Raw genomic sequence first — 14,150 nt, 5'->3', positions numbered from 1 at the left:
TTGTCGTTCCGGCGGGGCAAACCTATATTGTGCGGATACCGGAAATGATACGGCTTTCCGCCATGACACTGACACTGCCCCCCCACGTGACCGACCGCGCCTTCGCCCGGCTGGCGGAAATCGCCGAAGCGACCGGACAGTCGCGCCCCCTGCGCGTCGCCGTCGAGGGCGGGGGCTGTTCGGGGTTCCACTACGACATCAAGCTCGACGATCCGGCGCCGGACGATCTGGTGCTGGAAAAGGAGGGGTTGAAGGTGCTGGTCGATTCCGTGTCGCTGCCGTTTCTGGCGGGGGCGGTGATCGACTTCACCGACGAGCTGATCGGCGCGCGTTTCGTGGTGGAAAACCCCAATGCCACATCGTCCTGCGGCTGCGGGACGTCGTTTTCGATCTGAACATCCAGCTATTCCGCCACCGTTCGGACCGGGCGGGATCAGGAAACGCATCGCGTTTCCCCCGCCCGTTCGCGCGGCGGTGCCGCAGGGGCGGTGATACCGGGAATAACGGGTAGGCCAGCGCCTGCCCCGGCGGGCGAGAAGCGCCCGCCATGGGCGGGGCGGGCGCTGGCCGGGGCAGCTCCGACCGCAGGATATGGCGAAGGCACGCGCCTTCGCCAATCAGAGCGGTGCGGCAGTTATCCCCCTCAGTCCAACACCATCCCCGCAGGCCAGCGCAGGCTGTGCGCCAGCCGGACCTGCCGCGTTGCGCCCGGGGCGAGGTCGAAATCCCAGGCGAGGATCCCGCGCCTTCCCTCCACATCCGTTTGCGTGGGCGGGGGGTCGGCGGTGAAGGCGATCTTCAGGTCCTCCTGTTCCGAATAGGGCACCTGGTCGATCAGCCGCACCGGCCATGCCTCGTCCGTCAGGTTTTCCACCGTCATCACCGCCACCTCCTCGCGTTCGCGCGAGGACGACAAAAGGCCCCGGTCGCCCTCGGCCCGCTGCGGCATCTCGCGCTTCAGCCGCAGCCCGTCGATGGGGCCGAAGGCGATCTCGGCCTCCATCCCCGGGGCCAGAAGGCCGAGGCCGTGCTGCCCCACCATCACCGGCCCGCGCAACAGGAAGGCCGTGCCGGGCAGAATGATTTCGTCGCTGGTATTGGTGACATGGGCGACCAGAAAGGCGGTGGCATCATGGCGCGGCACGGCGCGGGCCTCGATCCGCGCCGACAGCGGCAGAGGGCCGAGCGACAGGCGCAGATCCTCCACCCCCGTCGCCAGGTCGGCGGGTTCGGGATAACGGTAGACCAGCACCTCGCCGTCCTGCACGGGCATGGCGGCCATTTCGGGCGCGGGGGCGGGCATCGGCGCGGCCTCCATCATCGCACCACCGGCGCCGCGGCGGGTATCGGCCGCGGGGCGGCCTTCGGGGCGGATGCGGCGCAGGTCGGGCCAGAGGTCGGCGGGCGCGGCCCCTTCGGCGGGCCGGGCGGTGGAAAGCGTCAGCGCGACGTCCGCCCAGTCCTCGCCGCTGCCCTGCCAGACCAGCGCGCCACGGTCGAGCGTGACCGAGGCCCCCGCCCCCGCGCGGTCGAGCCGCAGGTCATAGACCGGCCGCCAGCCGGCATCGGGCACCATATGGGTGACGCGCAGCACCGCCTCCACCGCCTGCGCAGCGGTCACGGCAAGGTCGAGCGTGGCATAATCGCCGTCAGGCCGCGCCAGCGCGTCGAGCGCCGCGCGGGCATCGGCACTGGCGCGTTCGGCCTTGTCCAGCGCGGTGCGGGCGGCGTGCAGGTCGGGCGCCGCGGCCAGCGCGGCACTGCGGGCGGCGAGCATCTGTTCGCCGAGCGTGGCGGTCAGCGCCGCCAGCGCCTCGGGCGTCGCCGCCTCGGGCTTGGCGGCGCGCAGAAAGGCGACCTGCGCCTCGGCCGCCTCCACCCGCGCCTCGACGGCGGCAAGCGCGGTGCGGGCGGTGCGTTCGGCCGCCTCTGCCGCCTCCAGCCCCGCCTTGGCAGCGGTCCGTTCCGGGCTGTCGGGCAGATCGCGGGGGGCGAGCCGCCCGCTGCGCAGGGCATGCCCGCCAAGCGCCAGCCCCTCGCCCGGCGCCAGCCGCAGCGTCTGCGCAGGAACGCCCGCGGGCAGGTCGCTGACCAGCAGGCTGTGGCGGCCCGCCGGCACCTGCGCGCGCACCTCGCGCGTGACCTCTGCCCCCTGCGGATAGAGCGTGACCGCCACCACCCGACTGGCGGCGGCGATACGGTCGGCCTGCGCCATCTGCGGCAGGGCCAGTACGGCGGCAAGGACAAGGATGCGGCGCATGGGCGGACCTCCGGTTGCGGGCGGGGCCAGCCTAGGGCCGGGGATGCGGGGCTGGCAAGCCGCCGGGATCGCACCGCGGGGGAAGAAACTTTTTCGACGAAAAATTTTCGGCGCCGGGCATGAAAAAAGGGCCGGAAAACCCGGCCCTTCCTCAGCATCCCCTTGCGGGATCAGCCCTTTTTCAGCACCCGGTTGCCCAGAACCTCGGCGATCTGCACCGCGTTCAGCGCCGCGCCCTTGCGCAGGTTGTCGCTGACGCACCACAGGTTCAGGCCGTTCTCGATCGTGGCGTCCTGCCGGATGCGGCTGACATAGGTCGCATATTCGCCCACGCATTCGATGGGGGTGACATAGCCGCCCGGTTCGCGCTTGTCGACGACGAGGATCCCCGGCGCCTCGCGCAGGATGTCGGTCGCCTCTTCCCAGTCGAGGAAATCCTCGGTCTCGATATTGATCGATTCCGAATGGCCGACGAACACCGGCACCCGCACGCAGGTGGCCGTGACCTTGATCGCGGGGTCGAGGATCTTCTTCGTCTCGGCCGCCATCTTCCATTCTTCCTTCGTGTCGCCGCTGTCGAGGAACACGTCGATATGGGGGATGACGTTGAAGGCGATCTGTTTCGGATAGACCTCGGGCGCGACCTCCTGCCCGGGGACATAAAGGCCCTTGGTCTGGTTCCACAGCTCGTCGATGGCCGCCTTGCCGGTGCCGGACACGGACTGATAGGTCGAGACCACCACCCGCTTGATCTTCGCCCGGTCATGGATCGGCTTCAGCGCCACCACCATCTGCGCGGTGGAACAGTTGGGGTTGGCGATGATGTTCTTCTTGGAATAGCCGTGGATCGCCTCGGCATTCACCTCGGGCACGATCAGCGGCACATCGGGGTCATAGCGGTAAAGCGACGAGTTGTCGATCACCACACAGCCCGCGGCGGCGGCGCGCGGCGCGTATTCCTTGGTCGGGCCCGACCCGATGGCGAACAGCGCGATGTCCCAGCCGGTGAAATCGAAGGTCTCGATATCCTTGGTCTTCAGGGTCTTGTCGCCAAAGCTCACCTCGGTGCCGATCGAGCGGCGCGATGCAAGCACCGCGATCTCGTCCACCGGGAACTCGCGTTCTGCGAGGATGTTCAGCATTTCGCGGCCCACGTTCCCCGTGGCCCCCGCGACGACGACCCTGTAGCCCATCATGGCCTCCTTCAGCACGGACCGGGGGGGCATAGCGCAAAGGCGCGCGGGGGGAAAGGGGCATCGTACCGCCCCCCCCCCGGGATCAGTCGGTACGGTCGGCGCTGAACAGATAGGCGGCGCAGCCCGCCAGCGTCACCAGCGCGAAGAAACCGAAGACCGCGCCATAGGCGGCCGCGGGCGTCGCCCCGCCCGCCAGCGCCACGGCATGCACCCGGCCCGACACCATCTGGAACAGCCCCACCCCCCCGATGCCGAAGAGGTTGAGCAGCGTCACCCCCCGCCCCACCAGATGCGGCGGGAACAGCGCGCGCCCGTGCGACATGATGACCGGGAAGGACATGCCGAAGAACCCCACCCCGGCGATCATCACCAGCGCCGCCCAGACCCCGGCCTCGGCGTGATACCAGAGCACCAGCAGACAGGCGACCATCAGCAGGTTGCCCGCCAGCACCACCCCCTTGCGCGTGCGGAACAGCCGGTCGAGCGGCCCATAGGCGAAACTGCCCGCCACCATCGCCAGCCCCATCGCCAGCGTCACCATGCCGATCGCGGCGCTGTCGAGCCCGTGCACCTGCGCGAAATAGGGCCCGATCCAGAGACCGCGGATGCCCGACCCCGGGACATTGACCACCAGCATCATCAGCAGGATTAGCCACAGCGCGGGGTTGCGCAGCACGGACCCGAGCGACCCGGCCGCCGGGTTCGGCGCCACGCGCGGCGGATCCTGCACGAAAACCAGGATCGCCGCCGCCACCGCCAGCGTCACCACCGCCAGCCCCGCCACCGTCCCACGCCAGCCGAAGGCCTCGGCCGCCAGCGACAGGGGCAGCGCCGCCCCGAGATTGCCGAGCGAGCCGACCCCGATCACCACGCCCGCCAGCGTGCCGAAAACCGCCGGGCGGTACATGCGCGCGAAGATGTAATAGGACGACATCAGCACCGGCGCGCAGCCGATCCCGATCAGCGCCATCGCCAGCAGGATCGCGCCGGGCCCCTGCGCCGCGGCGAAAAGCAGCGCCCCGCCCCCGCTGCAAAATCCCAGCAACACCGCCGCCGTCCGCCGCGGCCCCACCCGGTCGAGCGCCCATCCCACCGGGATCTGCATCGCCGCGAAGGCCAGGAACCAGATGCCCACCGCATCGGCCAGCACCGCCTCGGTCGTCCCCAGATCGGCGGCGAGCGCGGGGGCCAGAACGGCCAGGAAGGCGCGATAGAACTGGCTCAGCACATAGCCGAGCACCAGACAGACGATCCCGATGCGCATGACCCCTCCCGGCCCCCCCCTCGCCGGGCGACCTTGGCCGGGGCGCCGGGCCGATGCAAGGGGGCGCGCGCAATCGCGCCCGGCCTGTGGCACGGGCAGCGCCCCCCGGCCGCCGGCCCGGTGCCAGGGGCAGGAGCCTCCGGCGGGGATATCTGGATCCAGCCTGAAGGCGGACGTTGCGCCCCCTCGGGGAAGGAGAGCCCTGTTCACTTTCTGTCCATAAATATCCCCGCCGGAGGCCACCGCCCTCTCCCCCCGCACCGCCGCCGGGCGAAGGCGCAACACGCCGCGGCCTGCGCGCTCAGCCGAGCCGCAGCTTGTAGCCCAGATGGCTGCCCTCGAAGCCGAGCCCCTCGTAGAACCGGTGCGCATCGGCGCGGCTGCGGTCGGTGGTCAGTTGCACCAGATCGCAGCCCCGTTCGCGGCACCGTTCGATGGCCCAGAGGAACATCGCCCGCCCCAGCCCCGCGCCGCGCTGTCCGGCGGCGATGCGCACGCCCTCGATCTGCCCCCGCCAGGCGCCGAGGCGCGACAGGCCGGGGATGAAGCTCAGTTGCATCGTGCCCACCACCGCATCATCCGCCACGGCAACCACCTGCATCTGGTTGGGGTCCGCCGCCATCGCGGCGAAGGCGGCAAGGTAGCGGGGGTTCAGCGGCATCCCCGCATCCTCGCGCCCCCGCCCCAGACCGTCATCGGCCAGCAGCGCGACGATGGCGGGCAGGTCGTCGATCGTGGCGGGGCGGAAGGCGATCGCGGTCATGGCATCCGGGATGGCAGGGGCGGCGGGCGCGGTCAAGCCCGCCCGCGGCATCCGTCTATAGCGGCGCGATGTCGCCCTCGGCCCGCGCGGCGTGGAAATCGGCCACGAAACCCGCCAGCCGCCCCGCCGCGACGGCCTCGCGCAGGCCGGCCATCAGTTCCTGATAATAATGCAGGTTGTGCCAGGTCAGCAGCATCGAGGCGATGATCTCGCCCGACCGGACCACATGGTGCAGATAGGCGCGCGAATAGTTGCGGCAGGCCGGGCAGGTGCAGTGTTCGTCCAGCGGGCGGGGGTCGTCCTGGTGGCGGGCGTTCTTGATGTTCACCTGCCCCCGCCGCGTCCAGGCCTGCCCGGTGCGGCCCGAACGCGAAGGCAGCACGCAATCCATCATGTCGATGCCGCGTTCGACCGCGCCCACGATATCGTCGGGCTTGCCCACGCCCATCAGATAGCGCGGCTTGTCCGCAGGCAGGAAACCCGGCGCATAGTCCAGCACCCCGAACATCGCCGCCTGCCCCTCGCCCACCGCCAGCCCGCCCACGGCATAGCCGTCGAAGCCGATGGCGCGCAGCGCCGCCGCCGATTCCTCGCGCAGTTCGGGCGTTACCCCGCCCTGCATGATCCCGAACAGCGCATGCCCCGGCCGGTCGCCGAAGGCGTCGCGCGAACGCTGCGCCCACCGCATCGACAGCCGCATCGAGGCCGCGACCTCCCCTTCCGTCGCGGGCAGTGCGGGGCATTCGTCGAAACACATCACGATGTCGGAGCCCAGAAGCCGCTGGATCTCCATGCTGCGTTCGGGCGTCAGCAGGTGTCTGGAACCGTCGATATGGCTCGCGAACCGCACCCCCTCCTCGGTCAGCTTGCGCAGGGCGGCGAGGCTCATCACCTGGAACCCGCCCGAATCGGTCAGGATCGGGCGGTCCCAGTTCATGAAACGATGCAGGCCCCCCAACCGCGCGATCCGTTCGGCCCCGGGGCGCAGCATCAGGTGATAGGTGTTGCCCAGAAGGATGTCGGCCCCCGTGGCGCGGACCGATTCGGGCAGCATCGCCTTGACGGTGCCCGCCGTGCCCACCGGCATGAAGGCCGGCGTGCGGATCGCGCCGCGCGGCGTCTCGATCACGCCGGTGCGCGCGCGCCCGTCCACCGCCTGCACCCGAAAGCCGAAAGTTCCCGTCATGCCCGCCCCCTGCGCCTTTGGCGGCCTTGATAGGCCAATCGCGGGAAATGCCAAGCCTTCATGGCGCGACCCCGCGGCACTGGACCCCGGCGGGCGGGTTTCCTATATAATCGGTCAGGAACACAGCGGGACGACAGCAGATGCACACAGAGACCACCCATCCGGTCGAGGGCGCGCCCCTCATCCGCCCGTCCACGACCGACCATCCGCTCTACGACAGCATCGTCGAAGCCTGCCGCACCGTCTATGACCCGGAAATCCCGGTCAACATCTTCGACCTCGGACTGGTCTACACGATCGAGATCGGCCCCGAGAACGCGGTGGAGATCGTCATGACCCTGACCGCCCCCGGCTGTCCCGTGGCGGGCGAGATGCCCGGCTGGGTCGCCGATGCGGTCGAGCCCCTGCCCGGCGTCAAGCAGGTCGACGTGCGCATGACCTTCGACCCGCCCTGGGGGATGGACATGATGTCGGACGAGGCGAAACTCGAACTCGGCTTCATGTGAGGCACCCCATGTTCGGCATTCCCGGAAGACAGGCCGTCACCCTGACCCCCGCCGCCATCACCCAGATCCGCCGGCTGATGGAACGCCAGGGGGCCGAGGGCCTGCGCATCGGCGTCAAGAAGGGCGGCTGCGCGGGCATGGAATACACGATGGACTATGTGTCCGAGGTGAACCCGCTCGACGAGGTGGTGGAACAGGACGGCGCGCGGGTGCTGATCGCGCCGATGGCGCAGATGTTCCTGATCGGCACCGAAATCGATTACGAGACCTCGATGCTCGAGGCGGGCTTCCGCTTCCGCAACCCCAATGTGGTCGAAAGCTGCGGCTGCGGGGAATCGATCAAGTTCCGCGAGGATGCGGGCGAGGGGGCCTGACCCTGCCGGTTTCGCCTGTGGCGAGGACAGGGCCGGGGGCCAGCCCCCGGATCCTCGGGATATTTGGGCCAGCCTGAAGATGCGGGCGGCCTTCAGGTCAAGAAGGCGGGCGGCTTCATCTTGCCGAAAATACTCCGGGGGTCCGGGGGCTGGCCCCCGGCCCTGCGCTCTGCGCCCGCGATGCCCCCCGGCGGGTTTCCCTTCGCGCGCCGATGCTCTATGCCTGTCGCGGTTTGACAGAGGGGATCTGCATGCGCCGCAAGCTTGCCGCCGGAAACTGGAAGATGCATGGCACGGGGGCCGATCTGGCCGAGGTCGCGGCGCTGATCGCCGCCCTGCCCGCCCAGGGCGCGGGGCCCGAGGTGCTGATCTGCCCGCCGGCGACGCTGATCCACCGCATGGCGCAGGCGGCGGGCGGGCGGATCGCCATCGGCGGGCAGGATTGCCATGCCGAACCCGCGGGCGCGCATACCGGCGACATTTCCGCCGCCATGCTGGCCGAGGCGGGGGCGAGCCATGTGATCCTCGGTCATTCCGAACGCCGCGCCGATCATGGCGAGTCCGATGCACAGATCGCCGCCAAGGCGCGTGCGGCGGTGGCGGCGGGGCTGGTGCCGGTGATCTGCCTGGGCGAGACCGCGGCCGAAAGGGACGCGGGCGAAACGCTGGCGGTGATCGACAGGCAGGCGCGGGGCGCGATCCCCGACGGATTGCCGGCGGGGCGGCTGGTGGTGGCCTATGAGCCCGTCTGGGCCATCGGCAGCGGCCGCACGCCCACGCCGGACCAGATCGCCGAGGTCCACGCCCATCTGCGCGCGCATCTGGCGGGGCGGCTCGGCCCCGGGGCGCAGGCGGTGCGGCTGCTTTACGGCGGGTCGGTCAAGCCCGGCAACGCGGCGGCGATCTTTGCACTTCGGGAAGTCGATGGCGCGCTGGTGGGCGGCGCCTCGCTGAAGGCGGCCGAATTCGGGGCGATCATCGCGGCGCTGGCGGCGGCCTGAGGCGCGTCAGCCCGCCAGCAGGGCGCGGGCGGCCTCGCGCGCGGCTTCTGTCACCGTATCGCCGGAAATCATCCGCGCCACCTCGTCCACCCGCGCCTGTGCGTCGAGCGTGATCACGGTCGAGGTCGTGACCTCGCCCGCCACGCGCTTTTCCACCCGCCAGTGATGCGCGCCGAGTGCGGCCACCTGCGGGCTGTGCGTCACCACCAGCACCTGCGCCCCGTCGCCAAGCGCGCGCAGCCGCCGGCCCACCGCATCGGCGGTGGCCCCGCCCACGCCGCGGTCGATTTCGTCGAAGATCAGCGTCAGCCCGGTGGTGCCCTGCGTCAGGCAGACCTTCAGCGCCAGCAGGAACCGCGACAGCTCGCCCCCCGAGGCGATGCGGTCCAGCGCCCCGGCGGGCGCGCCGGGGTTGGTGGCCACGGTGAAGGCCACCGCATCCGCGCCCTCGGGCCCCGGTTCGCCCGGGCTCACCGCCGTCTCGAACCGCGCGCGGTCGAGCTTCAGGGGCGGCAGTTCGACGGCCATCGCGGCATCCAGCCGCCCCGCCGCCTCTGTCCGCAGCGCGGTGAGGGCGGCGGCAGCCTCGGCATAGGCGGCCTCGGCGCGGTTCAGGTCGCGTTCCAGATCCGCCAGCCCCTCGACCCCCGCATCCAGCGCCCGCAGCCGCGCCCGCAGCCCCTCGGCAAAGCCGCCCAGATCGTCGGGCGCGACCTGATGCTTGCGCGCGGCGGCACGGATGGCGAACAGGCGTTCCTCGGCGGCCTCCAGCGCGGCGGGGTCGAAATCCAGCAAGTCGAGGGCGGATTCCACCCCCGCCTGCGCATCGGAAAGTTCGACAAGTGCACGTCCCAGGGCGGCCAGCGGCGGCTCCAGCGCGCCCTCGGCGCGGTCGGCGGCGCCTTCCAGCCAGCGGCGGGCATCGGTCATCAGCGCCTCGGCCCCCTGATCCGACAGCGCCTGCGCCGCCCGGGCCACATCCTCGCGGATGCGCGCCGCGCCCTGCATCTGGCGGCGGCGGATGTCGAGGGCTGCTTCCTCGCCCGGCTGCGGGTCGAGCCTGTCGAGTTCGCCCACCGCGTGGCGCAGATATTCCTCTTCGGCGCGGGCGGCGGCGATCTGCGCCTCTGCCCCGGCCAGCGCGGCGCGGGCGGCGGATTGCGCGCGCCAGGCGGCGCGGGTGGCGGCCAGCGCCGGGCCCGCCCCGGCAAAGGCATCCAGCAACGCGCGATGGCCGCGGGGGTTCAGCAACCCGCGGTCGTCCTGTTGGCCGTGCAGTTCCACCAGCACATCCGACAGCGCGCGCAGCACCTCTGCCCCCGCCCGGCGGTCGTTGACCCAGGCGGTCTTGCGCCCCTCGGCGCTGGCGATGCGGCGCAGGATCAATTCGTCCTCGGCCTCGATCCCGGCTTCTGCCAGCACCGCGCGGGCGGCATGGCCGGGGGGCAGGTCGAACACGGCCGTCACCTCGCCCTGCGCGGCGCCCGCGCGCGCCAGATCCGCCCTGCCCCGCCAGCCGAGCACGAATCCCAGACAGTCCAGCAGGATCGACTTGCCCGCCCCGGTTTCCCCGGTCAGCACGTTGAGCCCGGGGTGGAAGTCGAGTTCCAGCCGGTCGATCAGCAGCATGTCGCGGATGCTCAGCGTGCGCAGCATGGCATCACCCGGTCGCGCGGCCCGCCCCGGTCACAGCCATTCGCCGCGCAGCGTCTGCCGGTAGACCTGCCGCAGCCAGCTGTCGCCCACCGCCTCGGGCGACAGGCCGCGCCCGGTCAGCAGGCGGTGGCTGTCGTCGTAGAACGGGCTGGAGCGGTAGTTGTGGCCCAGGATCGCGGCGGCGGTGCGCGCCTCTTCCGTCAGGCCGAGCGCCAGATACGCCTCGACCAGCCGGTGCAGCGCCTCGGCGGTGTGGGTCGTGCTCTGGAATTCCTGCACCACGATGCGGAAGCGGTTGATCGCCGAGGTGTAATGGCCGCGCCGCAGGTAATAGCGGCCGATCTCCATTTCCTTGCCGGCCAGATGGTCGAAGGCGAGGTCGAACTTGAGGATCGCGGATCGCGCATATTCGCTGTCGGGATAGCGTTCGATCACATCGCGCAGGGCCTGCAACGCCTGGAAGGTCAGGCCCTGGTCGCGGCCCACATCCTCGATCTGGTCGTAGTATGAAATCGCCAGCAGATACTGGGCATAGGCCGCGTCCTCGTCGCCCGGGTAAAGGTCGAGGAAACGTTGCGCCGCGCCGCGCGCCTCTTCATAGGCCTTGCGCTTGTGCAGCGCATAGGTCTGCATGATCAGCGCGCGCTTGGCCCAGGCAGAATAGGGATAGAGCCGTTCGACCTCGGCGAAATAGTTCGACGCATCCTCGCGCCGCGGGCGGGTTTCCAGCGCGTTCTCGCCAAGCTGGTAGATTTCCTCGGCAGACAGGGTTTCCAGCGCGGCCTGGCGTTCCTTCTGCGTGCTACAGCCCGCGAGAATGGCGAGCGCCAGCACCATGCCGATCCGCCCCGCCGCTGTCCTGCCGCCCGTCATGTCCTGCCTGCTCCTGCCTACGGCCCCGGATCGGCGGGGCTTGGGTCCCCGCCGGGGCCTGCACCGCCTTTGCTGCCGTTTCGTTAGCACAGAAAAATCCGGGGCGCAAAACGCCTTTCGCGCGGGCGGTCAGCCCGCGGCGCGCAGGTCGGCGCGGGTGACGCCGGCGCCGGGCAGTTTGCGGCCGGTGGAAAACCCGCAATCGACCCATTCCCAGGCGCCGGGCTGCGCGAACAGCGCCCGCAGCAGCCGGTTGGTCAGCGCATGGCCCGCGCGCGAGCCGGTATAGCGGCCGAGGATCGGCCCCCCCGCCAGCGCCAGATCGCCAAGCGCGTCCAGCATCTTGTGGCGCACGGGTTCGTCGGCATGGCGCAGGCCGCCCGGGCTCAGCACCCGTTCGCCCTCGACCACCACGGCGTTTTCCAGCGTGCCGCCAAGGGCGAGGCCATTGGCGCGCAGCGCCTCGACATCGGCGTTGCGCACGAAGGTCCGGCTGTCGGACAGTTCGCGCACGAAGGCGCCGTTGGACATGTTCAGCCGCTTTTCCTGCCGGCCGATCACCCGGTCGGCAAAGTCGATGCGGAAGTCGATTTCCAGCATGCCGGCGGGTTCCAGGCGGGCCCAGGCCTCGCCCTCGCGCACCTCGACGGGGGCGAGGATGCGCAGCGCGCGGACGGGCACGCCCTGCCCCACGACGCCGGTTTCGATGAAGCCCTTGACGAAGGGTTCGGCGCTGCCGTCGAGGATCGGCACCTCGGGCCCGTCGATGGCGATGCGCGCGTTGTGGATGCCGCAGCCGGCAAGCGCGGCCATCACATGTTCGATGGTGGACACCGAAGGCCCGTCCGCCGCGCCGACGAGGGTGCAGAGCTTCGACGGGACCACCACATCCCACCGCGCCGGGATCTCGGCCCCGCCGAGATCGGTGCGGACGAAGCGGATGCCGTGATCGGCGGGCGCAGGATGCACCGTCATGCGCACCGGGGCGCCGGAATGAAGGCCGACCCCCTCGAATGTGACCGCTGCTGACAAGGTATTCTGCACGTCAGAACCTCTTTACCTGACAGGTCCCCCCGGACCCGCAGGAACGAGGTAGTTTCACGGGGCCCATATCTCAACTCACAGATTGCAACGCTGTGTAACAGGGGGATGGCAGCAAGGTGCAACCCTTTGACAGAAAAGAAAAAAGCCGGGCAAGCCCGGCCTTTACCCACGTTAACGCGGGGATCAGTTCGCCTGACGGCGGAGGAAGGCCGGAACGTCGATCCGGTCTTGTTCGTGATCCTGTTCGTCGTCGTATTGCGTTACCGGCGGCTGGTGGCGCGGGGCCGGTGCCGGGGCGGCGCCCCGTTCGGGTTCCGCGATATGGCCCGCCATGCGGTTGATGAGCGAGCCGAGCCCGAAGCGCGGGCGTTCCTCTGCCACGCCGCCGCGGGCGGCGGCGGGCTGGTGCTGCGGCGCGTGCTGCGCGGGTGCGGGCGTGCCCTGGCGCATGCCGGGGTTCTTGTTCACGGCAGCGCGCAGCCGGTCCATCGCCTCGGGCGAGGGGGTGCCGGCGGGGCGGCGCTGCGGGGCGACGAAGGCTGCGGCCTCGCGCTCGATCTCGGCGTTCGGGACAGGGCGGGGCTGGTGGGCGGCCTGCGGCTGCGGGCGATAGGCGGGGGGCGGCAGGTCGCCCGCGTCCAGGTCGTCGATCAGTTCGGGCAGGAATTCCTCTTCCAGCGGCGCAAGGGGATCGTGCGCGGCGAAAAGGTCCGCCGGCTGCGGCTGCGGCGCGGGGGCCGGGCGCGGGGCGGCGGCCTGCGGTTGGTGCTGCACCGGCTGGGGCGCGGGTTGCGGTGCGGGCGCGGGCTGCTGCTGCACCGGCGCGGGGGCCGCGACGCGGGGCTGCGGCGCGGGGGGCGCCATCTGGCGCTGGACGGCAGAGGCCGCGGCGGCCAGACGCTGTTCCGCGCGCGGTTCGGCCGGCGACGCGGACGCCGCGACGTCGATCCCGGTGGCCACCACCGACACCCGGATGCGGCCTTCCATTTCCGTGTCGAGCGTCGAGCCGACGATGATGTTCGCGTTGGGGTCCACCTTCTCGCGGATCTCGTTCGCGGCCTCGTCCAGTTCGAACAGGGTCAGGTCGTAGCCGCCGGTGATGTTGATCAGCACCCCGCGCGCGCCGTGCAGGCTGATTTCATCCAGCAGCGGGTTGGCGATGGCCTTCTGCGCGGCCTGCTTGGCGCGATCGTCGCCCTCGGCCTCGCCGGTGCCCATCATGGCCTTGCCCATCTCGTCCATCACCGAACGCACGTCCGCGAAGTCGAGGTTGATGAGGCCCGGCCGCACCATGAGGTCGGTCACGCCCTTGACGCCCTGATACAGAACGTCGTCGGCCATCGCGAAGGCTTCGGTGAAGGTGGTGCGTTCGTTCGCCAGCCGGAACAGGTTCTGGTTGGGGATGATGATCAGCGTGTCGACGACCTTCTGGAGCGATTCAACGCCCTCTTCGGCCTGCCGCATGCGTTTGGAGCCCTCGAACTGGAAGGGTTTCGTGACCACGCCCACGGTCAGCACACCCAGTTCGCGTGCCGCCTGCGCGATGATCGGCGCGGCGCCGGTGCCGGTGCCGCCGCCCATGCCGGCGGTGATGAAACACATATGCGCGCCGGCCAGATGGTCGATGATGGTCTCGATCGACTCTTCGGCCGCGGCGGCGCCGATTTCCGGCTTGGCGCCCGCGCCGAGCCCTTCGGTCACTTTGACGCCCAGTTGCACCTTGTGCGCCGCGCGGCTTTGCTGCAACGCCTGCGCATCGGTGTTGGCGACGACGAACTCCACCCCGTCCAGCTGCTTGTCGATCATGTTGTTGACGGCGTTGCCGCCCGCGCCGCCGACGCCGAAAACGGTGATCCGGGGTTTCAGATCGTCGGACCCGGTATTCATGATGAAGTTCAATGCCATTGCTCTGTCCGCCTGCCTCTGGTTGCCCCGGCCCTGTGTTTCGGCCCCAAGTTACGCCCGATTCTATCCACAGAGGCGCATTGCGTCACGAAAAAAACACAAGACGCCCCCAAATATTGCGG

13 protein-coding genes are annotated in these 14,150 nt (G+C 70.4%); 4 read left to right on the top strand and 9 right to left on the bottom strand.

The features are described 5' to 3' along the window. Positions 1–68 precede the first annotated feature (68 nt). Entirely contained in the window at positions 69–395 is a 327-nt protein-coding gene (locus tag RGD00_RS05275; protein WP_310456379.1) for a HesB/IscA family protein, read from the top strand. A 248-nt stretch (positions 396–643) separates the two neighbouring features. Here the strand turns inward: RGD00_RS05275 and RGD00_RS05270 are convergent, their stop codons facing one another. The 5 genes from RGD00_RS05270 to tgt form a co-directional block, all read right to left on the bottom strand. After that, positions 644–2,260, bottom strand: coding sequence for a DUF4139 domain-containing protein (locus RGD00_RS05270; RefSeq protein ID WP_310456247.1), 1,617 nt, complete (start codon positions 2,258–2,260; stop codon positions 644–646). A gap of 170 nt (positions 2,261–2,430) precedes the next feature. Beyond that, positions 2,431–3,453, bottom strand: coding sequence for an aspartate-semialdehyde dehydrogenase (locus RGD00_RS05265; protein ID WP_310456246.1), 1,023 nt, complete (start codon positions 3,451–3,453; stop codon positions 2,431–2,433). Positions 3,454–3,538: 85 nt separating this feature from the next. Further along, a complete protein-coding gene (locus RGD00_RS05260) occupies positions 3,539–4,720 on the bottom strand; it encodes an MFS transporter (RefSeq protein ID WP_310456245.1) in 1,182 nt (393 codons plus the stop codon). 301 nt (positions 4,721–5,021) lie between these two features. Then, a complete protein-coding gene (locus RGD00_RS05255) occupies positions 5,022–5,483 on the bottom strand; it encodes a GNAT family N-acetyltransferase (RefSeq protein WP_310456244.1) in 462 nt (153 codons plus the stop codon). A gap of 55 nt (positions 5,484–5,538) precedes the next feature. Then, on the bottom strand, positions 5,539–6,669 hold the full coding sequence (gene tgt, locus RGD00_RS05250) for a tRNA guanosine(34) transglycosylase Tgt (RefSeq protein WP_310456243.1): 1,131 nt from the start codon (positions 6,667–6,669) through the stop codon (positions 5,539–5,541). Positions 6,670–6,809: 140 nt separating this feature from the next. Here tgt and RGD00_RS05245 point away from each other — a divergent pair, with 140 nt between their 5' ends. The 3 genes from RGD00_RS05245 (at position 6,810) to tpiA (ending at position 8,550) form a co-directional block, all read left to right on the top strand. Further along, positions 6,810–7,175: an SUF system Fe-S cluster assembly protein gene (locus RGD00_RS05245; RefSeq protein ID WP_310456242.1), complete on the top strand. Its 366-nt coding sequence runs from the start codon at positions 6,810–6,812 to the stop codon at positions 7,173–7,175. An 8-nt stretch (positions 7,176–7,183) separates the two neighbouring features. After that, positions 7,184–7,549, top strand: coding sequence for a HesB/IscA family protein (locus RGD00_RS05240; RefSeq protein WP_310456241.1), 366 nt, complete (start codon positions 7,184–7,186; stop codon positions 7,547–7,549). Positions 7,550–7,800: 251 nt separating this feature from the next. Then, positions 7,801–8,550, top strand: a complete 750-nt coding sequence (gene tpiA / locus RGD00_RS05235) for a triose-phosphate isomerase (protein WP_310456240.1) — start codon at positions 7,801–7,803, stop codon at positions 8,548–8,550. A gap of 6 nt (positions 8,551–8,556) precedes the next feature. On the opposite strand, the gene recN is transcribed toward tpiA, so the two are convergent. The 4 genes from recN to ftsZ all read right to left on the bottom strand — a co-directional run bounded on the left by recN (position 8,557) and on the right by ftsZ (position 14,028). After that, positions 8,557–10,206: a DNA repair protein RecN gene (gene recN / locus RGD00_RS05230; RefSeq protein WP_310456239.1), complete on the bottom strand. Its 1,650-nt coding sequence runs from the start codon at positions 10,204–10,206 to the stop codon at positions 8,557–8,559. A gap of 30 nt (positions 10,207–10,236) precedes the next feature. Further along, a complete protein-coding gene (locus RGD00_RS05225) occupies positions 10,237–11,079 on the bottom strand; it encodes an outer membrane protein assembly factor BamD (protein WP_310456238.1) in 843 nt (280 codons plus the stop codon). A 129-nt stretch (positions 11,080–11,208) separates the two neighbouring features. Continuing rightward, a complete protein-coding gene (gene lpxC, locus RGD00_RS05220; RefSeq protein ID WP_310456237.1) occupies positions 11,209–12,123 on the bottom strand; it encodes a UDP-3-O-acyl-N-acetylglucosamine deacetylase in 915 nt (304 codons plus the stop codon). A gap of 183 nt (positions 12,124–12,306) precedes the next feature. Beyond that, positions 12,307–14,028 (bottom strand): cell division protein FtsZ, encoded by a 1,722-nt coding sequence (gene ftsZ / locus RGD00_RS05215; RefSeq protein WP_310456236.1) that lies wholly within the window; start codon positions 14,026–14,028, stop codon positions 12,307–12,309. Positions 14,029–14,150 lie beyond the last annotated feature (122 nt).

The sequence above is a fragment of the Ruixingdingia sedimenti genome (assembly GCF_031432425.1).
In the GTDB taxonomy this organism is placed as follows: Bacteria; Pseudomonadota; Alphaproteobacteria; order Rhodobacterales; family Rhodobacteraceae; genus Ruixingdingia; species Ruixingdingia sedimenti.
Note: the sequence above shows the minus strand (reverse complement) of the source record. Positions and strands in the feature narration are given on the sequence as shown.

Excerpts from the sequence above, each read along its gene's own strand:
- RGD00_RS05270 (WP_310456247.1), bottom strand. The coding sequence starts at position 2,260 with ATGCGCCGCATCCTTGTCCTTGCCGCCGTACTGGCCCTGCCGCAGATG.
- RGD00_RS05265 (WP_310456246.1), bottom strand. The coding sequence starts at position 3,453 with ATGGGCTACAGGGTCGTCGTCGCGGGGGCCACGGGGAACGTGGGCCGC.
- RGD00_RS05260 (WP_310456245.1), bottom strand. The coding sequence starts at position 4,720 with ATGCGCATCGGGATCGTCTGTCTGGTGCTCGGCTATGTGCTGAGCCAG.
- RGD00_RS05255 (WP_310456244.1), bottom strand. The coding sequence starts at position 5,483 with ATGACCGCGATCGCCTTCCGCCCCGCCACGATCGACGACCTGCCCGCC.
- tgt (WP_310456243.1), bottom strand. The coding sequence starts at position 6,669 with ATGACGGGAACTTTCGGCTTTCGGGTGCAGGCGGTGGACGGGCGCGCG.
- RGD00_RS05245 (WP_310456242.1), top strand. The coding sequence starts at position 6,810 with ATGCACACAGAGACCACCCATCCGGTCGAGGGCGCGCCCCTCATCCGC.
- RGD00_RS05240 (WP_310456241.1), top strand. The coding sequence starts at position 7,184 with ATGTTCGGCATTCCCGGAAGACAGGCCGTCACCCTGACCCCCGCCGCC.
- tpiA (WP_310456240.1), top strand. The coding sequence starts at position 7,801 with ATGCGCCGCAAGCTTGCCGCCGGAAACTGGAAGATGCATGGCACGGGG.
- recN (WP_310456239.1), bottom strand. The coding sequence starts at position 10,206 with ATGCTGCGCACGCTGAGCATCCGCGACATGCTGCTGATCGACCGGCTG.
- RGD00_RS05225 (WP_310456238.1), bottom strand. The coding sequence starts at position 11,079 with ATGACGGGCGGCAGGACAGCGGCGGGGCGGATCGGCATGGTGCTGGCG.
- ftsZ (WP_310456236.1), bottom strand. The coding sequence starts at position 14,028 with ATGGCATTGAACTTCATCATGAATACCGGGTCCGACGATCTGAAACCC.